This window comes from Pseudomonas sp. SbOxS1 (assembly GCF_013416725.1).
GTDB lineage: Bacteria > Pseudomonadota > Gammaproteobacteria > Pseudomonadales > Pseudomonadaceae > Aquipseudomonas.
Genome location: NZ_JAAVXC010000002.1, coordinates 527,128 through 550,972, shown reverse-complemented (window position 1 = coordinate 550,972; position 23,845 = coordinate 527,128). Strand labels below are relative to the sequence as shown.

General features: G+C 61.2%; 19 protein-coding genes. 9 read left to right on the top strand and 10 right to left on the bottom strand.

Annotated elements, in window-relative coordinates; genetic code table 11:
• Nucleotides 1-71 precede the first annotated feature (71 nt).
• The 7 genes from betA (at nt 72) to yccS (ending at nt 11,539) form a co-directional block, all read left to right on the top strand.
• The gene (gene betA / locus HFK74_RS03470) at nt 72-1,772 is read left to right on the top strand and encodes a choline dehydrogenase (protein WP_180202350.1); all 1,701 of its coding nucleotides are present in this window, start codon (nt 72-74) and stop codon (nt 1,770-1,772) included.
• 264 nt (nt 1,773-2,036) lie between these two features.
• Nucleotides 2,037-3,479, top strand: coding sequence for a TldD/PmbA family protein (locus HFK74_RS03465; protein WP_180202349.1), 1,443 nt, complete (start codon nt 2,037-2,039; stop codon nt 3,477-3,479).
• Entirely contained in the window at nt 3,479-4,816 is a 1,338-nt protein-coding gene (locus tag HFK74_RS03460) for a TldD/PmbA family protein (protein WP_180202348.1), read from the top strand. Before HFK74_RS03465 ends, HFK74_RS03460 begins: the two co-directional genes overlap by 1 nt.
• A gap of 124 nt (nt 4,817-4,940) precedes the next feature.
• Nucleotides 4,941-6,368 carry a multidrug transporter subunit MdtD gene (gene mdtD / locus HFK74_RS03455; protein ID WP_180202347.1) on the top strand — a complete coding sequence of 476 codons (1,428 nt, stop codon included), beginning with the start codon at nt 4,941-4,943 and terminating at the stop codon, nt 6,366-6,368.
• A 105-nt stretch (nt 6,369-6,473) separates the two neighbouring features.
• Nucleotides 6,474-7,811, top strand: a complete 1,338-nt coding sequence (gene dbpA, locus HFK74_RS03450) for an ATP-dependent RNA helicase DbpA (RefSeq protein ID WP_238543154.1) — start codon at nt 6,474-6,476, stop codon at nt 7,809-7,811.
• Nucleotides 7,812-7,953: 142 nt separating this feature from the next.
• Nucleotides 7,954-9,132 carry an NAD(P)/FAD-dependent oxidoreductase gene (locus HFK74_RS03445; protein WP_180202346.1) on the top strand — a complete coding sequence of 393 codons (1,179 nt, stop codon included), beginning with the start codon at nt 7,954-7,956 and terminating at the stop codon, nt 9,130-9,132.
• A 223-nt stretch (nt 9,133-9,355) separates the two neighbouring features.
• Entirely contained in the window at nt 9,356-11,539 is a 2,184-nt protein-coding gene (yccS, locus tag HFK74_RS03440) for a YccS family putative transporter (RefSeq protein ID WP_180202345.1), read from the top strand.
• A gap of 22 nt (nt 11,540-11,561) precedes the next feature.
• On the opposite strand, the gene HFK74_RS03435 is transcribed toward yccS, so the two are convergent.
• The gene (locus tag HFK74_RS03435; RefSeq protein ID WP_180202344.1) at nt 11,562-12,299 is read right to left on the bottom strand and encodes an ABC transporter substrate-binding protein; all 738 of its coding nucleotides are present in this window, start codon (nt 12,297-12,299) and stop codon (nt 11,562-11,564) included.
• A 255-nt stretch (nt 12,300-12,554) separates the two neighbouring features.
• Here HFK74_RS03435 and HFK74_RS03430 point away from each other — a divergent pair, with 255 nt between their 5' ends.
• On the top strand, nt 12,555-13,007 hold the full coding sequence (locus tag HFK74_RS03430; protein ID WP_180202343.1) for a GNAT family N-acetyltransferase: 453 nt from the start codon (nt 12,555-12,557) through the stop codon (nt 13,005-13,007).
• A 98-nt stretch (nt 13,008-13,105) separates the two neighbouring features.
• Here the strand turns inward: HFK74_RS03430 and HFK74_RS03425 are convergent, their stop codons facing one another.
• The 3 genes from HFK74_RS03425 to HFK74_RS03415 are packed head-to-tail and all read right to left on the bottom strand — an operon-like array spanning nt 13,106 to nt 16,099.
• Nucleotides 13,106-13,402 (bottom strand): helix-turn-helix domain-containing protein, encoded by a 297-nt coding sequence (locus HFK74_RS03425; protein ID WP_180202342.1) that lies wholly within the window; start codon nt 13,400-13,402, stop codon nt 13,106-13,108.
• Between the two features lie 35 nt (nt 13,403-13,437).
• A complete protein-coding gene (locus HFK74_RS03420; RefSeq protein ID WP_180202341.1) occupies nt 13,438-13,929 on the bottom strand; it encodes a M48 family metallopeptidase in 492 nt (163 codons plus the stop codon).
• Nucleotides 13,930-13,975: 46 nt separating this feature from the next.
• Nucleotides 13,976-16,099: a bifunctional diguanylate cyclase/phosphodiesterase gene (locus tag HFK74_RS03415; protein WP_180202340.1), complete on the bottom strand. Its 2,124-nt coding sequence runs from the start codon at nt 16,097-16,099 to the stop codon at nt 13,976-13,978.
• Between the two features lie 322 nt (nt 16,100-16,421).
• On the opposite strand from HFK74_RS03415, the gene HFK74_RS03410 reads away from it, so the two are divergent.
• Nucleotides 16,422-17,090, top strand: a complete 669-nt coding sequence (locus HFK74_RS03410) for a polysaccharide lyase family 7 protein (protein WP_180202339.1) — start codon at nt 16,422-16,424, stop codon at nt 17,088-17,090.
• A 179-nt stretch (nt 17,091-17,269) separates the two neighbouring features.
• Here HFK74_RS03410 and fba read toward each other — a convergent pair whose 3' ends face one another.
• From fba to tkt, 6 genes are all read right to left on the bottom strand, one after another.
• On the bottom strand, nt 17,270-18,334 hold the full coding sequence (gene fba, locus HFK74_RS03405) for a class II fructose-bisphosphate aldolase (protein WP_007975467.1): 1,065 nt from the start codon (nt 18,332-18,334) through the stop codon (nt 17,270-17,272).
• Between the two features lie 223 nt (nt 18,335-18,557).
• Nucleotides 18,558-18,890 carry an MliC family protein gene (locus HFK74_RS03400; protein WP_180202338.1) on the bottom strand — a complete coding sequence of 111 codons (333 nt, stop codon included), beginning with the start codon at nt 18,888-18,890 and terminating at the stop codon, nt 18,558-18,560.
• 56 nt (nt 18,891-18,946) lie between these two features.
• Complete coding sequence (locus tag HFK74_RS03395; protein WP_180202337.1) at nt 18,947-19,159, bottom strand: hypothetical protein; 213 nt, start codon at nt 19,157-19,159, stop codon at nt 18,947-18,949.
• A 35-nt stretch (nt 19,160-19,194) separates the two neighbouring features.
• On the bottom strand, nt 19,195-20,358 hold the full coding sequence (locus tag HFK74_RS03390; RefSeq protein ID WP_008057063.1) for a phosphoglycerate kinase: 1,164 nt from the start codon (nt 20,356-20,358) through the stop codon (nt 19,195-19,197).
• Nucleotides 20,359-20,384: 26 nt separating this feature from the next.
• A complete protein-coding gene (epd, locus tag HFK74_RS03385) occupies nt 20,385-21,440 on the bottom strand; it encodes an erythrose-4-phosphate dehydrogenase (protein ID WP_180202336.1) in 1,056 nt (351 codons plus the stop codon).
• 158 nt (nt 21,441-21,598) lie between these two features.
• On the bottom strand, nt 21,599-23,596 hold the full coding sequence (gene tkt, locus HFK74_RS03380; RefSeq protein ID WP_180202335.1) for a transketolase: 1,998 nt from the start codon (nt 23,594-23,596) through the stop codon (nt 21,599-21,601).
• Between the last annotated feature and the right edge of the window lie 249 nt (nt 23,597-23,845).

Sequence of the window (23,845 nt, the reverse complement as noted above, 5' to 3'; positions counted from 1 at the left end):
CAGCGAATCGAGCGCGAAGCGCTCGCCTTCAAATGGCCTGACCTGAACCAACTTCAAAGAGGGTGCATTCAATGTCCCAAGAATTCGATTACATCATCATCGGTGCCGGCTCCGCCGGTAACACCCTGGCGACCCGTCTGACTGAAGACGAAGGCGTCACTGTCCTGCTGCTCGAAGCGGGCGGCCCGGACTACCGGATGGACTTCCGCACGCAGATGCCGGCCGCCCTGGCGTTCCCGCTGCAAGGCCGTCGCTACAACTGGGCCTATGAAACCGATCCAGAGCCACACATGGACGGTCGCCGGATGGAATGCGGCCGCGGCAAGGGCCTGGGCGGCTCTTCGCTGATCAACGGCATGTGCTACATCCGTGGCAACGCCATGGACTACGACGGCTGGGCAAAACTGCCAGGTCTCGAGGACTGGTCGTACCTGGACTGCCTGCCGTATTTCCGCAAGGCGGAAACCCGCGACATCGGCCCGAACGACTACCACGGTGGCGAAGGCCCGGTCAGCGTGACCACGCCGAAAGCCGGCAACAACCCGCTGTTCCACGCCATGGTTGAAGCTGGCGTGCAAGCCGGTTACCCGCGCACCGAAGACCTCAACGGCTACCAGCAGGAAGGCTTCGGCCCGATGGACCGTACCGTGACGCCCAAAGGTCGGCGTGCCTCCACCGCCCGCGGTTACCTGGACGTGGCCAAGAAGCGTTCGACCCTGACCATCGTCACCCACGCCCTTACCGACAAGATCCTGTTCGAAGGCAAGCGTGCGGTCGGCGTGCGTTACCTGGTGGGCGACGCTGAAGAACGCGTTGAAGCCAAGGCTCGCAAGGAAGTGCTGTTGTGCTCCGGCGCCATCGCTTCGCCGCAGATCCTGCAACGCTCCGGCGTCGGCCCGGCCGCACTGCTGAACAAGCTGGACATTCCGGTGGTTCACGACCTGCCGGGCGTCGGTGAAAACCTGCAGGACCACCTTGAGTTGTACCTGCAGTACGCCTGCACCCAACCGGTGTCGCTGTACCCGTCGCTGCTCCTGCACAACCAGCCGGCCATCGGTGCCGAGTGGCTGTTCAACGGCACCGGCATCGGCGCCAGCAACCAGTTCGAAGCCGGCGGTTTCATCCGCACCCGCCCGGAATTCGAATGGCCGAACATTCAGTACCACTTCCTGCCGGTAGCGATTAACTACAACGGCAGCAACGGTGTGAAAGAGCACGGTTTCCAGGCGCACATGGGTTCCATGCGTTCGCCAAGCCGTGGGCGCATCCAGGCCAAGTCCAAGGACCCACGCCAGCACCCGAGCATCCTGTTCAACTACATGGCCACCGAGCAGGACTGGCAGGAATTCCGCGACGGCATCCGCCTGACCCGTGAAATCATGCAGCAACCGGCGCTGGACGCCTTCCGTGGTCGCGAAATCAGCCCGGGCATCGACGTGCAAACCGATGAGCAGTTGGACAAGTTCATCCGCGAACACGCCGAAACCGCGTTCCACCCGTCCTGCTCGTGCAAGATGGGCACCGACGAAATGGCCGTGGTCGATGGCGAAGGTCGCGTGCATGGCATGCAAGGCCTGCGCGTGGTCGATGCCTCGATCATGCCAATCATCACCACCGGCAACCTGAACGCGCCGACGATCATGATGGCCGAGAAAATCGCCGACAAGATCCGTGGCCGCAAGCCATTGCCGCGCAGCAAGGCCAGCTACTACGTAGCGGGCGGTGCACCGGTGAAGGGCAAGCCTATGCGTGAAGTGGGCCAGACTGCGTAAGGCATAACACCGCGTCGCACCCATCGCGAGCAGGCTCGCTCCCACATTTGATCTGTGAACGACTCAGATCCCTTGTGGGAGCGAGCCTGCTCGCGAAGGGGCCTTGCAAAACAACCAACCTCTATCAGACTCACCCCGCTTAAACTTTTCCACACCGATCCAAGCTTGATCCTCCCCCCATGCAGGCCTACTCTAGTGCCGCGCAATCGTTCCATCCCCTCGCCGCACCGCTGCACCGCCACTCCATACCAAGGAGGTTCCCGAATGTTCGATTTCCACCCCCAGCTCAAGCAGCGCTTTGCTGCCTTGCGTACGGGCGCCGAATTCTTTTCCCTGCGATATGTGCGCGAGTCCGGCCAGTACCTGTCGGTGCGCAAGAACGTCGCCGAACCGCCGAGCCTGAGCCGCGACGAAGGCGCCATGCTGACTGTACGGGTCAACGGTGTCGAAGCCTATGCGGCCACCAATGACCTGTCGCAACAGGGCCTGCAAGCCGCCCTCGAACGCGCCGAACAGCAGGCGCGCCGCCTCAAGCCGCACGCCCTGCTGGACCTGCGCGACCAAGCGGTATCCAGTGACCGTGCCGATTATTTCTCGCCGACCCTCGACCAGCCCTTCCCCTCCCTGAGCGACTGCTACCAGCTGCTGGGGGCCGAATCCGCCGCCGTACCCAAGGACGAGCGCCTGGTGAGCTGGCAGGTCAGCCTGGGCATGACCCACGTCGAGCAGATCTACCTCAACAGCGCCGGCGCCGAACTGCGCCAGGCCCAGCGCTTCGTCTACCCGGGTCTCGACGTCACCGCCTACGACGGCAGCGACAGCCAGACCCGCAGCCTGGGTCGCGAGAACTTCGGCCAACAGGGCGGCGCGGATGTGATCAATCGCTGCGGCCTGGTCGGTGCCGGCCCGCTGGTCGCCGACCAGGCGCTGCAATTGCTGCTGGCACCGAACACCCCGCAAGGCCCGCGCGACCTGCTGCTGATGCCCGACCAGATGATGCTGCAGATCCACGAATCCATCGGCCACCCGCTGGAACTGGACCGCATCCTCGGTGACGAGCGTAATTACGCGGGGACCAGCTTCGTCAAAGCCGCAGATTTCGGCAGCCTGCAATACGGCTCGAAACTGCTCAATGTGACCTTCGATCCGGACATTCCCGAACAGCTCGCCAGCTATGGCCATGACGACGACGGCACGGCTGCCAGCAAACAGTTCCTGATTCGCGAAGGCCTGTTGCTGCGCCCCCTGGGCGGTGCCCTCTCGCAGTTCCGCGCAGGCCTCAACGGTGTCGCCAACAGCCGCGCCTGCGGCTGGAACCGTCCGCCGATCGACCGCATGGCCAACCTCAACATCGAACCTGGCGACCAGCCGCTTGCGCAACTGATCGGCAACATCGAACACGGCATCCTGATGAGCACCAACCGCTCGTGGTCCATCGACGACGCGCGCAACAAGTTCCAGTTCGGTTGCGAATGGGGCCAGTTGATTGAAAACGGCGAACTCAAGGGCGTGGTGAAGAACCCGAATTACCGGGCGATTTCCGCGCAGTTCTGGAAAAGCCTCAGCGCAGTCGGCGATGCCAGCACCTTCAAGGTCCTGGGCACACCCAATTGCGGCAAGGGCGAACCGAATCAGGTGATTCGCGTCGGCCATGCCTCGCCAGCCTGCGTATTCAGCAACGTTGATGTTTTTGGGGGAGACAGCTGATGACCACGTCGAAAGCCCAGGCCGATGCGTTCAAGGCATTGGTCAGCCGATTGCGCGACGCGTTGCGCGAGCCGGAGCAATTCACCCTCAGCTACGCCGCCGAATCGTCGGCCTTCGTGCGTTTCAACCACGCCAAGGTGCGTCAGGCCGGGCAGGTGCAGCAGGCGAGCATCGGCTTGAAACTGATCAACGATGGCCGCCACGCCGACCTGCAAATCACCCTGGCGGGCGATCCGGCAGTCGACCACCAGCGCCTGGCCGAAGGCCTGCAACAATTGCGCGAAACTTTGCCGCTGCTACCGCAGGACCCCTACCTGCTGCTCAACTACACCAGTTGGCAAAGCCGGAACGTGCAGGAGCATCCGCTGCCGGACACCGAGCAAGTGGTCGCCGAAATCACCCAGGCCGCCGAAGGCCTGGATCTGGTCGGGTTCTATGCGGCCGGGCCGATCAGCCGTGGTTTCGCCAGTTCCGCCGGCGCCTTCGGCTGGCACCAGGCCAACAGCTTCAACTTCGATTTCAGCCTGTTCCATGAAAACGGCCAGGCGGTGAAGGCCAGCTATGCCGGGCACGACTGGAACAGCGAAGGCTTTGCCAGACGCTTCCAGCAGGCACGGGAACAGCTTGAATACCTGGGACGGCCGCTGCGCACCTTGGCGCCAGGTCAGTACCGCGCCTACCTGGCCCCCGCCGCGCTGGAAGAAATCATGGGCATGTTGTGCTGGGGCGGTTTTTCGGCGCAGTCGATTGCCAGCAAAAGCAGTCCGCTGCAGAAGCTCTACGGGGGCGACCAAGCCTTCAGCCCATTGGTTTCGCTGGACGAAAAAGTCAGCGGTTCGCTGAGCCCGGCGTTCTCCGACGAAGGCTACCCACGCAGCGACCTGGGGTTGATCGTCGAAGGCAAGGCCGGTGCGCAACTGGTGGGTTCACGCAGCGCCGCCGAGTACGGATTGACCGCCAACGGCGCCAGTGGCGGGGAATCGCCAACGGCCCTGAACATGCAGGCCGGGGATTTGCCCGAGGCACAAATCCTCAAGCAACTCGGTACCGGCTTGTACATCAGCAACCTGTGGTACCTGAACTTCTCGGATCAACCGGCGGCACGCCTGACCGGCATGACGCGGTTTGCGACCTTCTGGGTCGAGAATGGCAAGATCCAGGCACCGGTCAGCACCATGCGTTTCGATGACAGCGCCTACAGCCTGCTGGGTTCACAACTGGAAGCGCTGACCGCGGAGCGCGAGTTGCTGTTGTCGGCGAGCACCTACAGCCAGCGGGCGACGGCATCGGCGTTGTTGCCGGGGGCGCTTGTCAGCCGACTCACGCTAACCCTGTAACCACGCAACATCTGTAGGAGCTGGCTTGCCAGCGAAGAGGCCCTCCAGGTCGCCAAAAGCTTCGCTGGCAAGCCAGCTCCTACAAAATTCGGTGAAACGCAGATACTCCCTGACAAGAGGTCCCATGCCCAACCGCCCGCCTCTCGACCCTGTCACCGCCCGCTGGGTGCCCTGGGTCGTCGCCATTGCCTTCTTCATGCAATCCCTCGACGGGACGATCCTCAACACCGCCCTGCCCGCCATGGCCCGCGACCTGGCGGAAGATCCACTGCGCATGCAGGGTGTGATCATCGCCTACATGCTCACGGTCGCCTTGCTGATCCCCGCCTCCGGCTGGATTGCCGACCGCTTCGGCACCCGGAAAATCTTCTTCGGCGCCATCCTGCTGTTCAGCTTCGGCTCGTTGCTCTGTGCAATGTCGAACACCCTGAGCATGCTGATCGGCGCCCGGGTCATCCAGGGGCTGGGCGGCGCGTTGATGTTGCCGGTCGGGCGATTGGTGGTGCTGCGCGCCTACCCGCGCTCGGAACTGGTACGGATCATGGGCTTCATCACCATTCCCGGCCTGCTCGGCCCATTGATCGGCCCGACCATGGGCGGCTGGATGGTGCAGTACCTGACCTGGCACTGGATCTTCCTGATCAACCTGCCAGTGGGGCTGGTGGGCTGTTACGCCGTGTGGAAGTTCATCCCGGACCTGCGCGGTTCCGAGCGTACCCGCTTCGATAGCCTGGGTTTCCTGCTGTTCGGCGCGGCGATGATCCTGATCACCATCGCCATGGAAGGCCTGGGCGAACTGCACCTGCCGCACCTGCGGGTGATGCTGCTGCTGTTCGGCGGCATGGCGTGCCTCGCGGCCTACTGGCTGCGCGCCGGGCACATCGACAATCCGCTGTTTTCGCCGTCGCTGTTCAAGACCCGGACCTTCGCCGTCGGCATCCTCGGCAACCTTTTCGCCCGGCTCGGCAGCGGCGCCCTGCCGTTCCTCGTGCCGTTGCTGCTGCAAGTGGCGCTGGGCTATTCACCGTCCCAGGCCGGCATGAGCATGCTGCCGCTGGCCGCTGCGGCGATGGTCGCCAAGGGGGTGGCGCGACCGCTGATCGAACGCCTGGGCTACCGCATCGTGCTGACCGGCAACACCCTGGCGCTGGGGATCATGCTGGCGAGCATGGGGCTGGTCAGCGAGCAGACGCCGTACTGGCTGCTGCTGTGCCTGCTGGCGATCCTCGGGGCGATCAACTCCTTGCAGTTCACCGCGATGAACACCGTGACCCTGATCGACCTCGACGACGCCAGCGCCAGCAGCGGCAACAGCCTGCTGTCGGTGGTGGCGCAATTGTCCCTGAGCCTGGGCGTGGCCTGCGCCGGTGCATTGCTCGGCGGTTTCACGGCAGGGATCGGGAACGATGGCGTCGAGACCGTGCTGGGCGCGTTCCAGCTGACGTTTGTCACCGTCGGAATCATGGCCATGCTGGCCGCAACGATCTTTTCCCAGCTCTCAAAGGAAGACGGACGGCGCGTCAAGCGTCCGGAAGAGCACATCGAACCTTAGGGCGAATGGCCATCGGGCTGGTACACTGCGCGACATTTTGTTTTGCAGGCCAGTCCCGTGACCACCATCGCCACCGAATTTAATACTTTGCCGCTGTCCGCCGCCATGCTGGCTAACCTCGACTCCCTCGGTTATGCCCAGATGACGCCGATCCAGGCGCAAAGCTTGCCGGTGATCCTCAAGGGGATGGACCTGATCGCCCAGGCCAAGACCGGCAGCGGCAAGACCGCCGCGTTCGGCATCGGCCTGCTGAACCCGATCAATCCGCGCTACTTCGGTTGCCAGGCACTGATCCTGTGCCCGACCCGTGAGCTGGCCGACCAGGTTGCCAAGGAAATCCGCCGCCTGGCCCGTGCCGAAGACAACATCAAGGTCCTGACCCTGTGTGGCGGCGTATCCCTCGGCCCGCAGATCGCTTCGCTGGAACACGGCGCGCACATCATCGTCGGCACCCCGGGGCGCATCCAGCAGCACCTGCGCAAGGGCTCGCTGGTCCTGCACGGCCTCAACACCCTGATCCTCGACGAAGCCGACCGCATGCTCGACATGGGTTTCTACGACTCCATCGAAGAAATCATCATGCAGGCCCCGGAACGTCGCCAAACCCTGCTGTTCTCCGCCACCTATCCGGTAGGCATCAAGCAGCTGGCGGCGAAGTTCATGCGCAACCCGCAGCAAGTGAAGGCCGAGGCGTTCCACGACGATACGCAGATCGAGCAGCGCTTCTACGAAATTTCCCCGGACGATCGCATGAGCGCCGTGACCAAGGTACTGGGCCATTTCCGCCCGGCGTCCTGCGTGGCGTTCTGCTTTACCAAGCAGCAGGTCCAGGAAACCGTTGATCACCTGACGGCCAAAGGCATCTCCGCCGTCGGCCTGCACGGCGATCTGGAACAGCGTGATCGCGACCAGGTGCTGGCGATGTTCGCCAACCGCAGTACTTCGGTACTGGTGGCCACCGACGTTGCCGCGCGCGGCCTGGACATCGATTCCCTGGACATGGTGATCAACGTCGAGCTGGCCCGTGATTCGGAAATCCACATTCACCGCGTTGGCCGTACCGGTCGTGCCGGTGAGAAAGGCCTGGCCATCAGCCTGGTCGCGCCGTCCGAAGCACAGCGTGCCCAAGCCATCGAGCAATTGCAGAAGTCGCCGTTGACCTGGGATCAGGTGGACAACCTCACCTCCAAGGGCGGCGGTCCGCTGCTGCCGCAGATGAGCACCCTGTGCATCGGTGCAGGCCGCAAGGACAAAGTGCGTCCGGGCGACATTCTGGGGGCACTGACCGGTGAAGCAGGCATCCCGGGCGCCCAGGTCGGCAAGATCGCGATCTTCGACTTCCAGGCCTATGTGGCCGTGGAGCGCGGCGTCGCCAAGCAGGCCTTGCAGCGCCTGAACGACGGCAAGATCAAGGGCCGTTCGTTGCGCGTGCGCATCCTTTAAGCACGCTGTATATCCCTGTGGGAGCGAGCCTGCTCGCGATGGCGGACTGTCAAACAACATCTATGTTGAATGTGCAGGCCTCATCGCGAGCAGGCTCGCTCCCACAGTTTGTTTTGTGGTGACACATTTAGAGGACACCGTTTTGCGCTCTACCGAAGTCGTGATTATTGGCGCTGGCGCCGCAGGGTTGATGTGTGCACTGACCGCCGCCGGGCGCGGGCGCAAGGTGCTGCTCCTCGACCACGCCAACAAGGCCGGCAAGAAAATCCTGATGTCGGGCGGTGGCCGCTGCAATTTCACCAACATGTACACGGAACCTGGCAATTTTCTCTCGCAGAACGCCCACTTCTGCAAATCCGCACTGGCGCGCTACACCCAGTGGGATTTCATCGGCATGGTCGCCAAGCACGGCGTGCCGTACCACGAGAAAAAGCTCGGCCAACTGTTCTGCGATAACAAGTCCAGCGACATCCTCGAAATGTTGCTCGAGGAGTGCAATCAGGTCGGCGTCAGCCTGCACCTGGACACCTCGATCCAGACCATCGAGAAGCTCGAGAAAGGGTATCTGCTGGACACCACCCTCGGCCAGGTCACCTGCGAGTCCTTGGTCATCGCCACTGGCGGTTTGTCGATCCCGACCCTGGGCGCGACCGGTTTCGGCTATCAAGTGGCCAAACAGTTCGGCCACGAGCTGCTGCCCACCCGCGCCGGGCTGGTGCCGTTCACCATCACCGATCAGCTCAAGGAATTGTGCACCGAGCTGTCCGGCACCTCGGTCGATTGCCTGGTGAGCTGCAATGACCAGAGCTTTCGCGAGAACATCCTGTTCACCCACCGCGGCCTCAGCGGCCCGGCGATTTTGCAGATTTCTTCGTTCTGGGAATCCGGCGACACGGTCGAGATCAACCTCATGCCAGACCATGACGTACCGAGCTGGCTGCAACAGCAACAAGCCGAACGCCCAAACAGCGAACTGAAAACCCTGCTCGGTGAAATCTTCACCAAGAAGATGGCCAACCTGCTGGCGGACAACTGGTTCATCTCCAAACCGATGAAGCAGTACACCCACGCCGAACTGGCCGATGTCGCGGAAAAACTGGCGAGCTGGAAAGTCGTGCCCGCCGGCACCGAAGGCTATCGCACTGCCGAAGTGACCCTGGGTGGCGTCAATACCAATGAAGTGTCGTCCAAGACCATGGAATCGCTGAAAAGCCCTGGCCTGTATTTCATCGGCGAAGTGCTGGACGTCACCGGGCATCTGGGCGGCTTCAACTTCCAGTGGGCCTGGGCTTCGGGTTACGCCGCCGCGCAGTACGCCTGATTCAACGCAATACCTGTGGGAGTGAGCCTGCTCGCGATGGCGGTCTGACAGTCGATATGAATGTTGAATGTAACGGCCTCATCGCGAGCAGGCTCACTCCCACATTGACTGTGCACTGATCGATAAAGGAACAGATTTTGCTGTCAGATGTGATCGCCGCCATTGCGTCGGCGTCATTACTGGCTCAATTTAGCGTCATTGCCTCGGAAGGCCTTCGCACTTCATGTCATCGACCTCGCTCCGTCAGTCTCTGCGCCGCCTTTGGGCGCTGGATAAATTCAGCTACAGCGTGCGGGTATTCATCGCCCTGACCGGCACCATGGCGTTGTGCTGGTATCAGGATGAAATGGGGCTGCTGATCCCGTTGTTCCTGGGGATTATCGCCAGCGCCCTGGCCGAAACCGATGACAGCTGGCAGGGGCGCCTCAACGCGCTGGCGGTGACGCTGGTGTGTTTTGCCGTCGCCGCGCTGTCGGTCGAACTGCTGTTCCCCTACCCCATTCTCTTTATCATCGCCTTCGCCCTTGCCGCCTTCTGCCTGACCATGCTCGGCGCCTTGGGCGAACGTTATGGGGCGATTGCCTCGGCGACCCTGATTCTTTCGGTCTACACCATGATCGGCGTCGATCAGCGCGGCGGCGCGGTCACCGATTTCTGGCATGAGCCGGTGCTGCTGGTGGCGGGCGCCGCCTGGTACGGGTTGCTCTCGGTGCTGTGGCAGGCCATGTTTTCCAATCAGCCCGTGCAGCAGAGCCTGGCGAAACTGTTCCGGGAGCTGGGTTATTACCTGAAGTTGAAGTCGTCGCTCTTCGAGCCCATCCGCCAGATGGATGTGCAAGCGCGACGCCTGGAACTGGCCCAGCAGAACGGTCGCGTGGTTGCGGCACTCAACGCCGCCAAGGAAATCATCCTGCACAGGGTCGGCAACGGTCGCCCCGGCTCGAAAGTCAGCCGTTACCTGAAGCTGTACTTTCTCGCGCAGGACATCCACGAACGCGCCAGTTCCTCGCACTACCCTTACAACGCCCTGGCCGAAGCGTTCTTTCACAGCGACGTGCTGTTCCGCTGTCAGCGCCTGCTGCGCCAGCAAGGCAAGGCCTGCCGCGCCCTGGCCGAATCGATCCAGATGCGCCAGCCGTTCACCTATGACGCGGGTTTCGCCGAAGCCCTCGGCGACCTGCACGCCTCCCTCGAACACCTGCGCATCCAGAGCAATCCCGCGTGGCGCGGGCTGCTGCGCTCACTGCGGGCACTGGCAGCCAACCTGGGCACACTCGACCGCCTGCTCAGCGATGCCAGCAACCCCGACACCCTGGCCGACGCCACCGACAGCAGCCTGCTCGACCGCTCACCGCGCAATTTGAAAGATGTCTGGGTACGCTTGCGCACGCAACTGACGCCGACCTCGCTGCTGTTCCGCCATGCCCTGCGCTTGCCCCTGGCCTTGAGCATCGGCTACGCGATGGTGCATTTGATCCACCCGTCCCAGGGTTACTGGATCATCCTCACGACGCTGTTCGTCTGCCAGCCAAACTACGGTGCAACAAGGCGCAAGCTCGGCCAGCGGATCATCGGCACCGCGATCGGCCTGACCCTGGCCTGGGCCCTGTTCGACCTGTTCCCCAACCCGCTGATCCAGTCATGTTTCGCGATTGCCGCCGGCGTGGTGTTCTTTACAAACCGCACCACCCGCTACACCCTGGCGACAGCGGCGATCACCCTGATGGTGCTGTTCTGCTTCAATCAGGTGGGCGACGGTTACGGGCTGTTCCTGCCTCGCCTGTTCGATACCCTGCTCGGCAGCCTGATCGCCGGGCTGGCGGTGTTCCTGTTCCTCCCGGACTGGCAGGGTCGGCGCCTGAACAAAGTGCTGGCCAACACCCTGACCTGCAACAGCATCTACCTGCGCCAGATCATGCAGCAATACGCCGCCGGCAAAAGCGACGACCTGGCGTATCGCCTGGCGCGACGCAATGCACACAACGCCGACGCGGCGCTGTCGACCACCCTGGCCAACATGCTGATGGAACCGGGACATTTCCGTAAGGAAGCGGATGTCGGGTTCCGCTTCCTGGTGCTGTCGCACACCTTGCTCAGCTATTTGTCCGGGCTGGGGGCACACCGGGAAACCCAATTACCGCCGGATGTACGCGAACACCTGATCGAGGGCGCAGGAGTGAAACTGGCCGCCAGCATCGATGAAATCGCCCAAGGCTTGGCGAGTAAATCCGCCGTTGCCATCCAGAGCGATGAGGAAGAAGCGCTGGCCAACATGCTCGAACAAATGCCCGATGAAATAGATGAAGGCCAGCGATTGGTGCAGACGCAACTGGCGTTGATCTGCCGGCAACTGGGGCCGTTGCGCACGCTGGCGGCACATTTGATCAAGGACACCAGCGAGGATTGAGCGCGGTGATGGCAGCCACACCTCACATTCCGTGTCGCTTCATCAACCGTGCATAGCTGCCGTCGGCCTTCATTGCCGCGATGGCGCGGTCAAAACCGGCGACGATCTGCTCATGCTGCGGATTTTTCAGGCTGACCAGGATGTGCAGGCCATTCTCGCTCAACGGCTTGGGCAAGAACTCCACGGCATTGCGGACCTTGGCCGACTCGCGGGCCAGGTAGTAACGAGCGACGTATTCATCCTCCAAGGTCAGCTTGACCCTGTCGGCAGCGACCATGCGCACGGCCATGGCAAAGCTGTGTACCGGAATCTTCTGCAATGACACATCTTGATCGAAGGGGGGTGAGTAGGCGTAGCCACGCACCACCGAAATCGGATAGGTGTAGAGCTGCTGCAAATTGGCGAATTCGATGGGTACGTCTTTACGCTTGAGAAAGCGCACGCGATTGACCAGGTACTCGCCCGAAAACTGACCGAGTCTTGTGCGCTCCTCCTCGAACCAGGCATTGACCAGAACGTCATAGCGGCCCTCACCCACCCCCCGCAACGCCCGCGCCCAGGGCACCTGCTCGAAATCACTGGCATAGCCGGCCCGCGCCAGGGCGGTACTGACAATATCCGTGGCCAGCCCGCCGTTATACAGCGTGGCGTCGGTAAAGGGCGACCAGGCATCCGCCACCAAGCGCAACTTTTCTGCTGCCACCGTTTCAGTCAGCAACAGCAATCCAATCAAGGCAAAGGCTCGATGCAATCGCGGCATGCCAGAAAATCCTTAGCGGGCGGGTTGCCCGACGTGTTTTCAGCCAAAACGCCAAGACCCCGTACCGGCACCCCCAGGCCCTCGATGTCAGCGCGTTGCAGCACTGCACATCGCTTGATTTCAGATTACACAAAGAAGACAGCGTCGCGTTAAATGAATGATGGCATTTTGGTCATTGTCACAGATTCCTACGCCATCAAGACATCTGTCGTCGAGGCGCTTAGTATCACAAGGACGTTTTCAGGGAATCGACACATGACAATCAACTGGGTCTGCAAACACCACAGCGATCTGGGCAAAGAGCAGCTGTATGCCATCTTGCAACTGCGCGCCGAGGTGTTCGTCGTGGAGCAGAAATGCATCTATCAGGACATCGATGGCCAGGATCTTGAGGGCGACACCTGCCACTTGATGGCCTGGGATGAAGATCGTCTGGTGGCCTACCTGCGCTTGCTCGATCCCGAGCTACAGGGCGGTGATGTGGTGATCGGCCGCGTGATCATTGCGCCACAGGAGCGAGGCACCGGGCTGGGCCATGAGATGATGGCCCAGGCGCTGAAGCAGATTGAAAAGCGCTGGCCCGAGATGCCGGTCTATCTCTCGGCCCAGGCGCATTTGCAGGGGTATTACGGGCGGTACGGGTTTGAGGTCGCTGGCGAGGTGTATGTCGAGGATGGCATTCCACATATCGGCATGCGGCGTTCCTGAGGGCCCCTTCGCTGGCAAGCCAGCTCCTACAAAAAATAGCGCATGACTTGTAGGAGCGAGCTTGCTCGCGAAGGCGTCAGATCAAACACCGCAGAAATTCAGGGATACTCCAGCACCGCCTTGATCTGCCGAAGATTACGCTCGATCCACCCGCGATCAATCGCACCCCAACTGCGAATCCGGTAGCGCCCGGCATGGTTGCGCCCACCCTCTTCCTGCTCGAACTCACAAACGATGTCCAGATCCGCCAGGGCGGCGATGGTGTCCTGGGCTGTGCGCCGGGGCATGCCGGTGGCTTCGGTCAGTGCTGGAACGCTGCTGGCCAGGCCGCTGTCGATCAGGTACGCCACGTACAGACGGCGGTAGAAGCTGCTCTTGGTCTTGCTTACGTCCATCCACACACTCCTTGTTGCGATTTCCAGTGGCAAAACTACTGCATATCCCGCCAGGTCAGGTACACCCGCACATCGAACTCCACCTGGTGATACCCGGGCAACATGTGCTCGCACAGTTTGTAGAATGCCTTGTTGTGGTCGGACTCCTTGAAGTGCGCCAACTCATGCACCACGATCATTTTCAGAAACTCCGACGGCGCCTCCTTGAACAATGAGGCAATGCGGATTTCTTTCTTGGCCTTGAGCTTGCCGCCTTGCACCCGGGAAATCGTGGTGTGCAGGCCAAGCGCACGATGGGTCAGGTCCAGGCGGTTGTCGAAGAGTACCTTGTCGATGGACGGGGCGTTGCGCAGGTATTCCTGCTTGAGGTCCAGGGCATAGGTGTACAGCGCCTTGTCGCTCTGCACGGCATGCTTTTGCGGGTAGCGCTGGTTCAGGTAATCGCCCAGCCGGCCGTCGGCGATCAATTTGCGCACCTGGTCCTGCAAGGTAGCCGGATAGGCCTGGAGGTATTTCAACGCGGTCATCTGGGCAAGCAACGCAAATCAGCAAAAGGTCGCCAGTGTAGCGAATTCAGCGGCTCAGCGCGCCCCAGTCGAAGGGCTGTACAAAGCCCTCGATGTCTTCGGCCATCATTGGCCGGGCTACCAGAAAGCCTTGCACATATTCACAGCCATTGGCTTGCAGCCACTGATATTGCGCCATGGTCTCGACCCCTTCGGCAATCACCAGCATCCCGTACTCCTTGCACAGGTCGATCACATTGCGCACCAGCGCCGCGTCCCTTGAGGACTCAGGAAGACGGCCGATCAGATGGCGGTCGAGCTTGAGCGTATCCAGTTCCAGATCGCGCAGGTGGGACAAGGAACAGGGGCCGGCCCCGAAATCATCCAGCGCCACCCGCACCCCCAGATTGCGCAGCAAGCGCAACTGTTTACGGGTTTCCTCAGGGTTATGCATCAAGGCCGCTTCCGTCACTTCGACTTCCAGATGCCGCGGCTTCAAACCATGGCGCTCCACCACCTGGCGCAACTCGGTGACCAGGTTGGGCATGGCAAACTGGGTGTTGCTCAAACTGACGCTCACCACCAGGTCCTCGGCAAACAGGTTCTCCCAGGCTTTGCGCTGCCCGGCACTGTGCTGGTAAATCCAGCTGCCCAGGCGACTGATTAATCGCGCCTCTTCCAGAAGCGGCAAAAACAAGCCTGGCGGAACGTCGCCGACGCTCGGATGCTGCCAGCGCAGCAACGCCTCGAACCCGCGCGTGCGCCCACCGGCAACAGCCACCTGCGGCTGATACACAAGGTTGAAATCACGGTTCTCGATGGCCGTGCGCACGCTTTCTTCGAGCATCAGCCGCGAACGCGCCCGACCGTTCATTTCGTGATCGTAAAATCGATACTGTTGACGACCGGCGCGCTTGGCTTCGTACATGGCGATGTCGGAAGCGCGCATCAAGCCGTCAAGATTGGCGCCACAGTCGGGAAACGTGGCAATGCCGATGCTGGCACCGAGGGCGATATCCAGGCCATCGATTTGCTGGCAGATCGACACCCGCTCGATGAGTTTCTCCGCAATTTTCGCCGCTTGCTCGGGAAACTCCAGGTCCAGCAGCGCCGTGAATTCATCGCCGCCCATGCGGGCGAGGATATCGAACGGGCGCAGGCAGGCCTTCAACTGTTCGGACACCCAACGCAATACCCGATCGCCAGCATCATGACCGAGAGAGTCGTTGACCCGCTTGAAGCCGTCGAGATCCAGATACAACAAAACCCAGGCGCTGTCGGACCGTTCGCCGCGCAACAGCAGGTTTTCCACGGTCTGGTAGAAGCCGCGACGGTTGAGCAGCCCGGTCAGCGGATCGGTGACCGCCTGGAATTCGAGTTGCTGATGCAGATGACGCACCACCGACATGTCCAGCACTGTCACCACCATCGCGTGTTGGTCCGAGGGCAGTGGCGCGCAAGACAGTGCCACCGGCACCTGTTGCCCGGGGGCGGTACGCAGCAATGCGTCGTGCAGGCGCAAGGTCTCGCCACGCTTGTAACCGCTTAACAGGTCGGAATCGGCCCACACGGGTATGTGCGGTTTTTGCAGGAAATCCAGGAACTCCCTGCCCTGCAGCTCCTGCACCGTAGCACTGAGCAACCGCGACATCGCCGGGTTGGCAAAACGGATCAGACCGTCCTCGCCGACCACCAGGATGCCTTCGGCGGCGTTGTCCAGCACCGAGGCGTTGAACGCGCGAGCGGCCTCCAGGTCCTGACTAAGACGCTGCAATGCCCGGCGATTACGCTGATGTTCGAGCAGCGCCTGGACCTTCGGTTTAAGAATCTGCGGGTCGAAGGGTTTAAACAGGTAATCCACTGCGCCGCTGGCGTAACCCTTGATCACGGCGTCCTGGGACTGTTCATTGGCGGTCAGGAAAATGATCGGTGTCAGACGTGTCCGCTGGCTGCCGCGCATCAGGCGCGCCACTTCGAAACCGTCCATGCCCGGCATCTGCACATCCAGCAACACCAGGTCGACATCATGTTCAAGCAACAGCCCGAGCGCCTCGAAACCGGAGGCAGCGGTGATGACCTGCCAATCCTGGCGCTGCAGCAATGCACGCATGCTGACCAGGTTTTCAGGGTAATCATCGACGATCAACAGGGTTGAAGGGCCTTCAGCTGGCATTGGGTGCGCGCATTCCATGCTGCTTCTCTAGGTCTGGAAGTCAGGCCGACTTCTCGTTATTAACCGGACAGATACTGTGCCTTCACTCTAGACGGTGATCAGTGAAAGCAGTAGGTGTCAGTGCGCCATCATACGACTGAAGCGTCATTAGCCGACTAACGGTCGGGCATGCAGCCCGCGAAAACCGGGAAAGATGGCACTTCGACAGGATGTTGACGCCAATTAACTGCCCGGCGGGCGTTAACAAAAAAGCCCGCTACGCTTATAAAGGCCGCCCAGAATACGCGTGCTAGAGCGATTGGTACGTGCGTGCAGTAAGAATCCGTGGAAGCTTTTGACTATGATCGACCTCGCAACCTGGAACCTTAGCGTTCCCGTCGGCAGCCCGCCGTACACCGTTGAAACCTCCAAACTGGTCAACGGCTTCAAGGATCAATACTTCCATTCCGACACCGGCACGTTGTTTTTCTGGTCACCGGTGACCGGCTCGCGCACTGAGAACGCGATCTACCCCCGCACCGAGCTGCGCGAAACGTATAGCAACGGCACGCTGCGCAACTGGTACTACCCGGATGCCGACAACTTGCTTCATGCCACCCTGGCGGTGAACCAGGTCCCGAGCTCGGGAAAAATCGTGATTGGGCAGATCCACGCCTATAACAGCCAGAAGCCGATGGTCAAACTCGAATACCAATACAAGACAAAAACCGAGACCGGCAACCTCGTCATCAAGGTGCGCATGCACCCCGACGACGCCGAAAGCCGGGTCATCACCCTGGCCACCGGAATCAAGCTCAATCGTGAGTTCAACTACCTCATTCACCTGAGCCCTGGCGGCGCCTTGGGCGTCAGCGCGGCGGGTTACCAGTGGGACACCAATATCAGCGCCACCTGGCGCGACAAACCGCTGTACTTCAAGGCCGGCGTGTATGTGCAGGACAACACCGGGTACACCAGCGAGGGCGGCAAGGTGACGTTCAGCAAGCTGGATATTGATCACGATAAGTAGCCTTACAGTGATCGTTCCCACGCTCTGCGTGGGAATGCCTCAAGGGACGCTCCGCGTTCCAGTTCCAGAAGGGACACAGAGCGTCCCGGGCTGCATTCCCACGCAGAGCGTGGGAATGATCTGGATAAAAAAACCCGCATTTCTGCGGGTTTTTTGAGTTGGGCTAGAACGCGGAAGGCTTAGTTGACCTTGGCGTTCAACTCACCTTTCAGATAACGCTGATACATCCCTTCCAGGGAGATCGGCTTGATCTTCGAAGCGTTGCCCGCGGTACCGAAGGCTTCATAACGGGCGATGCACACGTCGCGCATGGCGGTCACGGTGGCGCCGAAGAATTTACGCGGGTCGAATTCGCTCGGGTTGGTGGCCATCAGGCGACGCATCGCACCGGTGGACGCCAGGCGCAGGTCGGTGTCGATGTTGACCTTACGCACGCCGTGCTTGATGCCTTCAACGATTTCTTCAACCGGTACGCCGTAGGTTTCCTTGATGTCGCCGCCGTACTGGTTGATGATCGCCAGCCACTCTTGCGGAACCGAAGACGAACCGTGCATCACCAGGTGAGTGTTCGGGATGCGCTTGTGGATCTCTTTGATGCGGTCGATCGCCAACACATCGCCGGTAGGCGGCTTGGTGAACTTGTAGGCGCCGTGGCTGGTACCGATGGCGATGGCCAGGGCATCAACCTGGGTGCGCTTGACGAAGTCAGCGGCTTCTTCCGGGTCAGTCAGCATCTGGCTGTGATCCAGTACGCCTTCAGCGCCGATACCGTCTTCTTCACCGGCCATGCCGGTTTCCAGCGAACCCAGGCAGCCCAGTTCGCCTTCTACCGAAACGCCACAGGCGTGAGCCATGGCCACGGTTTGTTGGGTAACACGGACGTTGTAGTCGTAGTCGGTCGGGGTCTTGCCGTCTTCGCCCAGGGAACCGTCCATCATCACCGAGCTGAAGCCCAGTTGGATGGAGCGCTGGCAGACGTCAGGGCTGGTGCCGTGGTCCTGGTGCATGCACACCGGGATGTGCGGGAATTCTTCGATGGCTGCCAGGATCAGGTGACGCAGGAACGGTGCGCCGGCGTATTTGCGAGCACCGGCCGAAGCCTGGACGATCACCGGGGAGTCAGTCTTGTCAGCGGCTTCCATGATGGCGCGCATCTGCTCAAGGTTGTTGACGTTGAAGGCTGGAACGCCGTAGCCGAACTCGGCTGCGTGGTCCAACATCTGGCGCATGCTGATAAGTGCCATTGTGTGTGTCTCTCCCGGTTTGGGTCGTTAATCGTGCCAGCCTGCCGTAGCGGCGGCGGCTATTCAAGTTATTGCAGATCGGGGGTTGGTCCCGGGCTGCGAATTCGGTCAATGCTCTTTCGGTCAACTCGCCCCACTGTAGGAGCCGGCTTGCCGGCGAAGGCGTCCTCAAGGGCCTCTTCGCTGGCAAGCCAGCTCCTACAGGGAAGGCGTCACACCGTTGTTATTCGGCCTTACAGCCACGGCCAATCAAATCATTGGTGGCGACCCAGTAGACCAGGCCTTCCTCACCTTTCATGTGAAACGCCAGCATGTTGTCGCTGTACAGCGAACCCGACGCGCCCGGCTCTTGCTTGAGGCGATGGACCTGATCGGCTCCGCCCAGACGTACATCGACTTCGTTGCGGCTGTCGTCGGTGTAGCGCCAAACCACCTTGGCCTGGCTGTCGCAGGTCCAGGTGGTCCAGTTATCCACCGGGGTGGACGACTGGAACGGGTTCCAGTTGGCGCACCCGCCCAGCAATGTCAGCGCCGTAATGGCGATAAAGCCTTTCATCCGTGTCCCTCGACTGACGGCAGACACCGCCAGCCCTGAGTAAAGAGTCAGACCCGTTAAGGACAACCATGTTCCTTGGCAGGGGTCTGTGTCTCGTATTTGTCCAGGCCATCAGGCCCGGCACGCTTGTTGAGCACCGGATTGGTTTCCGCCTGCCAGTCGGCTTGATAGCAACCGCCCTGGGGCGCGGGTTCCGGCGTGGCTTTGGGGTTACTCCCACAAGCCGCCAGCGAACCCGCGACGATCAACAGCGCTAAGGTCTTGACCATGTCAACACTCCCTTGCCTGGTCAAACGGGCGACCCTCAGGCCTTGGCCCGGCTTTCCAGGACTTCAACGGCTGGCAACACCTTGCCTTCGACGAACTCCAGGAACGCGCCGCCACCGGTAGAAATGTAGGAGATTTGCTCGGCAACGCCATATTTATCGATGGCCGCCAGGGTGTCGCCGCCACCAGCAATGGAGAATGCCGCGCTGTCGGCGATAGCCTGGGCCAGCACTTTGGTGCCGTTACCGAACTGGTCGAACTCGAACACGCCAACCGGACCGTTCCACAGGATAGTCTTGGACGATTTCAGCAGTTCGGCGAAGTTCGCCGCTGTCTGCGGACCAATGTCGAGAATCATGTCGTCGGCGGCAACATCGGCGATCAACTTGACCGTGGCCGTCGCGCTTTCAGCGAATTCCTTGGCAACCACCACGTCCACCGGCAGCGGCACGCTGACTTTGGCGGCGATGGCGCGAGCGGTGTCCAGCAGGTCCGGCTCGTACAGCGATTTGCCGACCGGGTGACCGGCAGCCGCCAGGAAGGTGTTGGCGATACCGCCGCCGACGATCAACTGGTCGCAGATCTGGCTCAGGCTGTTAAGAACGTCAAGCTTGGTCGATACCTTGGAACCGGCAACGATGGCGGCCATCGGCTGGGCCGGCGCACCCAGGGCCTTGCCCAGCGCGTCCAGCTCGGCAGCGAGCAGCGGACCTGCAGCGGCAACCTTGGCGAACTTGGCCACGCCGTGGGTCGAACCCTCGGCACGGTGCGCGGTACCGAAGGCGTCCATCACGAACACGTCGCACAGGGCGGCGTATTGCTTGGCCAGTTCATCGGCGTTCTTCTTCTCGCCTTTGTTGAAGCGCACGTTTTCAAACAGAACGATGTCGCCGGCTTTCACCTCGACGCCGCCCAGGTAGTCAGCCACCAGTGGCACTTCGCGGCCCAGAGCCTTGCTCAGGTAGTCAGCCACTGGTTTGAGGCTATTCTCGGCCGAGAATTCGCCTTCGGTCGGACGGCCAAGGTGCGAGCAGACCATCACGGCCGCGCCTTTTTCCAAGGCCAGCTTGATGGTCGGCAGCGAAGCCAGGATTCGCGCATCGCTGGTGACAGCACCGTCCTTGACTGGGACGTTGAGGTCTTCGCGAATCAGTACGCGCTTACCTTGCAGATCGAGGTCGGACATCTTCAACACGGTCATGGGTCGCATTTCCTGAGTAGCTGTTCTTAGAGAGCAGGTTTTGTTGAGGCTGTGTGCAGATAGTGTTCCGCAACATCCAGCATTCGGTTGGCAAAACCCCATTCGTTGTCGAACCAGGCCAGGATGTTCACCAGCCTTGGGCCGGAAACTCGGGTCTGACTGGCATCGACGATCGCCGAATGTGGGTCGTGGTTGAAATCACAACTTGCGTGAGGCAACTCGGTATAGGCCAGAAGGCCTTTGAGCGGGCCGCGGGTGGCAGCCTCGCGCAGGATCCGGTTTACCTCGGTGGCGTCGGTGTCGCTCACGGTCTGCATCGTGATATCGAGGCAAGACACGTTAACCGTCGGCACACGTACGGCTTTGGCCTGAATTCGCCCGGCAAGTTCCGGCAGCAAGCGTTCAATGCCGCGCGCCAGGCCAGTGGACACCGGAATCACCGACTGAAACGCCGAACGGGTGCGGCGCAGGTCTTCATGGTGATAGGCGTCGATCACCGGCTGGTCGTTCATGGCCGAATGGATGGTGGTAATCGACACGTACTCGAGCCCGATGGCCTGGTCCAGCAGGCGCAACAACGGCACACCGCAGTTGGTCGTGCAGGAGGCGTTGGACACCAGCAACTCATCGCCGGTCAGGCAATCCTGGTTCACGCCGTAGACGATGGTGGCATCGACATCCGCCTCGCTGGCCATCGGCTGGGAAAACAGCACGCGCGGGGCGCCAGCGTCGAGGAACCGCTGGCCGTCTTCGCGAGTGTGGTAAGCGCCGGAGCACTCCAGCACCAGATCGACGCCCAACGACGCCCAATCGATGCCTTCGGGAGTGGCACTGCGCAGGACTTTCACGCAGTCGCCATTAATATGCAGACAATCGCCGTCGACCCTGACCTCACCGGGAAAGCGCCCGTGGGTGGAGTCGAAGCGTGTCAGGTATTCGATGCTGGCCATGTCCGCCAGATCGTTGATCGCGACAATCTCGAACCCGGCCTTATCGCCTCGTTCAAACAACGCACGCAAGACGCAACGACCAATCCGGCCGTAGCCGTTGAGTGCAACTTTGTAGGGACGCGGTTGAGGCATGGGGGTTCTCGATTTTGCGCAAGTACAACACAACCCCCTGCAGGAGCTGGCTTGCCAGCGAAGAGGCCCTCAAGTCTTGCAATGATCTTGAGGCCGCCTTCGCTGGCAAGCCAGCTCCTACAGGGGACGGCGGCGGTCGTGAGACCACCGCACGGTGCTTAGTCTTCCAGCAGTTCTTCAGCCTGACCCAGGATGTTTTCCAGGGTGAAGCCGAACTCTTCGAACAAGGCAGGCGCAGGCGCCGACTCGCCGTAGGTGGTCATGCCGATCACGCGACCTTCCAGGCCGACGTACTTGTACCAGTAGTCGGCGATCGAAGCTTCGATGGCGATACGGGCACTGACCTGCAACGGCAGGACCGATTGCTTGTAGCCAGCATCCTGGGCGTCGAACACGCTGGTGCAAGGCATGGAAACCACACGCACCTTGCGGCCCTGCTCGGTCAGCTTGTCGTAAGCCTGAACGGCCAGGCCGACTTCCGAACCGGTGGCGATCAGGATCAGCTCAGGCTCGCCTGCGCAGTCCTTCAACACGTAGCCACCACGGCTGATGTCGGCGACCTGCAGGGCATTACGGGTCTGGTGCTGCAGGTTCTGACGGGAGAAAATCAGGGCCGAAGGACCGTCTTTACGCTCCAGCGCATACTTCCAGGACACCGCCGATTCAACGGCATCGGCCGGACGCCAGGTGTCGAGGTTCGGCGTGCAGCGCAGGCTGGCCAGTTGCTCGATTGGCTGGTGAGTCGGACCGTCTTCGCCCAGACCGATAGAATCGTGGGTGTAGACGTGGATCACGCGCTGCTTCATCAGGGCCGACATGCGCACCGCGTTGCGAGCGTATTCCATGAACATCAGGAAGGTCGCGCCGTAAGGCACCAGGCCGCCGTGCAGGGCAACGCCGTTCATGATCGCGGTCATGCCAAACTCGCGCACGCCGTAGTACATGTAGTTGCCGCTGGCGTCTTCGGAGGTGACGCCTTTGCAGCCTTTCCACAGGGTCAGGTTGGAACCGGCCAGGTCAGCCGAACCGCCGAGGAACTCAGGCAGCAGCGGGCCGAACGCGTTCAGGGCGTTCTGGCTGGCTTTACGGCTGGCGATGGTCTCGCCCTTGGCAGCCACTTCGGCGATGTAGGCATCGGCTTTTTCGCTGAAGTCGGCCGGCAGTTCGCCGCTCAGGCGACGGATCAGCTCATTGGCTTCGGTCGGGAACGCCGCGGAGTAGGCCGCGAAACGCTGGTCCCACTCGGCTTCGACCGCGCGGCCGGCTTCCTTGGCATCCCACTCGGCATAAATGTCGGCCGGGATTTCGAACGGGCCGTGGTTCCATTTCAGCGCAGCGCGGGTCAGGGCGATTTCCGCGTCACCCAGCGGGGCGCCGTGGCAGTCTTCCTTGCCTTGCTTGTTCGGCGAACCGAAGCCGATGGTGGTCTTGCAGCAGATCAGGGTTGGCTGCGGGCTTTTGCGCGCCGTCTCGATCGCGATCTTGATCTCTTCCGGATCATGACCGTCGACGTTGCGGATCACTTGCCAGTTGTACGATTCGAAACGCTTTGGCGTGTCATCGGTGAACCAGCCTTCGACTTCGCCGTCGATGGAGATGCCGTTGTCATCGTAGAAGGCGATCAGTTTGCCCAGGCCCAGGGTACCGGCCAGGGAGCTGACTTCGTGGGAGATGCCTTCCATCATGCAGCCATCACCCAGGAACACGTAGGTGTGGTGGTCGACGATGTTGTGGCCAGGACGGTTGAACTGCGCCGCCATGACTTTTTCAGCCAAGGCAAAGCCCACGGCATTGGCCAGGCCCTGGCCCAGGGGACCTGTGGTGGTCTCGACGCCCGGGGTGTAGCCGAATTCCGGGTGACCCGGGGTGCGGCTGTGCAGTTGGCGGAACTGCTTCAGGTCTTCGATCGACAGGTCGTAGCCGGTCAGGTGCAGCAGCGAGTAGATCAACATCGAGCCGTGACCATTGGACAGCACGAAGCGGTCACGGTCGGCGAACGATGGATTGCTCGGGTTGTGCTTGAGGTAGTCGCGCCAAAGCACCTCGGCGATATCCGCCATACCCATGGGGGCACCGGGATGGCCGCTGTTGGCTTTTTGCACGGCATCCATGCTGAGGGCACGAATGGCGTTGGCACGCTCACGACGGCTAGGCATCGCTGATCTCCTGGGGGTTTGATAAAAACGAAACGGAAAAAAGGCGAGCATTTTCCCTCACCGGGGCGCCTCGGGGCAATGACAGAAAGTCATCTGAAGGCGTTTTTCCAACGCTTGGCGACGGATTAGGCAGGTGAAACCTTTCCGCCATCGGTTTGTAGAGTTAACCAGTTCGTGAGAAGTGCCATCTATCGATCAATATCAAAACTTTTTGATATTGATCTTGCGGTGCTTCCGGCGCGTGACTAG

What these genes read in the sequence shown, in the direction of transcription:
- betA (WP_180202350.1), top strand. Translation starts at nt 72, where the DNA reads ATGTCCCAAGAATTCGATTACATCATCATCGGTGCCGGCTCCGCCGGT.
- HFK74_RS03465 (WP_180202349.1), top strand. Translation starts at nt 2,037, where the DNA reads ATGTTCGATTTCCACCCCCAGCTCAAGCAGCGCTTTGCTGCCTTGCGT.
- HFK74_RS03460 (WP_180202348.1), top strand. Translation starts at nt 3,479, where the DNA reads ATGACCACGTCGAAAGCCCAGGCCGATGCGTTCAAGGCATTGGTCAGC.
- mdtD (WP_180202347.1), top strand. Translation starts at nt 4,941, where the DNA reads ATGCCCAACCGCCCGCCTCTCGACCCTGTCACCGCCCGCTGGGTGCCC.
- dbpA (WP_238543154.1), top strand. Translation starts at nt 6,474, where the DNA reads ATGCTGGCTAACCTCGACTCCCTCGGTTATGCCCAGATGACGCCGATC.
- yccS (WP_180202345.1), top strand. Translation starts at nt 9,356, where the DNA reads ATGTCATCGACCTCGCTCCGTCAGTCTCTGCGCCGCCTTTGGGCGCTG.
- HFK74_RS03435 (WP_180202344.1), bottom strand. Translation starts at nt 12,299, where the DNA reads ATGCCGCGATTGCATCGAGCCTTTGCCTTGATTGGATTGCTGTTGCTG.
- HFK74_RS03430 (WP_180202343.1), top strand. Translation starts at nt 12,555, where the DNA reads ATGACAATCAACTGGGTCTGCAAACACCACAGCGATCTGGGCAAAGAG.
- HFK74_RS03425 (WP_180202342.1), bottom strand. Translation starts at nt 13,402, where the DNA reads ATGGACGTAAGCAAGACCAAGAGCAGCTTCTACCGCCGTCTGTACGTG.
- HFK74_RS03420 (WP_180202341.1), bottom strand. Translation starts at nt 13,929, where the DNA reads ATGACCGCGTTGAAATACCTCCAGGCCTATCCGGCTACCTTGCAGGAC.
- HFK74_RS03415 (WP_180202340.1), bottom strand. Translation starts at nt 16,099, where the DNA reads ATGGAATGCGCGCACCCAATGCCAGCTGAAGGCCCTTCAACCCTGTTG.
- HFK74_RS03410 (WP_180202339.1), top strand. Translation starts at nt 16,422, where the DNA reads ATGATCGACCTCGCAACCTGGAACCTTAGCGTTCCCGTCGGCAGCCCG.
- fba (WP_007975467.1), bottom strand. Translation starts at nt 18,334, where the DNA reads ATGGCACTTATCAGCATGCGCCAGATGTTGGACCACGCAGCCGAGTTC.
- HFK74_RS03400 (WP_180202338.1), bottom strand. Translation starts at nt 18,890, where the DNA reads ATGAAAGGCTTTATCGCCATTACGGCGCTGACATTGCTGGGCGGGTGC.
- HFK74_RS03395 (WP_180202337.1), bottom strand. Translation starts at nt 19,159, where the DNA reads ATGGTCAAGACCTTAGCGCTGTTGATCGTCGCGGGTTCGCTGGCGGCT.
- HFK74_RS03390 (WP_008057063.1), bottom strand. Translation starts at nt 20,358, where the DNA reads ATGACCGTGTTGAAGATGTCCGACCTCGATCTGCAAGGTAAGCGCGTA.
- epd (WP_180202336.1), bottom strand. Translation starts at nt 21,440, where the DNA reads ATGCCTCAACCGCGTCCCTACAAAGTTGCACTCAACGGCTACGGCCGG.
- tkt (WP_180202335.1), bottom strand. Translation starts at nt 23,596, where the DNA reads ATGCCTAGCCGTCGTGAGCGTGCCAACGCCATTCGTGCCCTCAGCATG.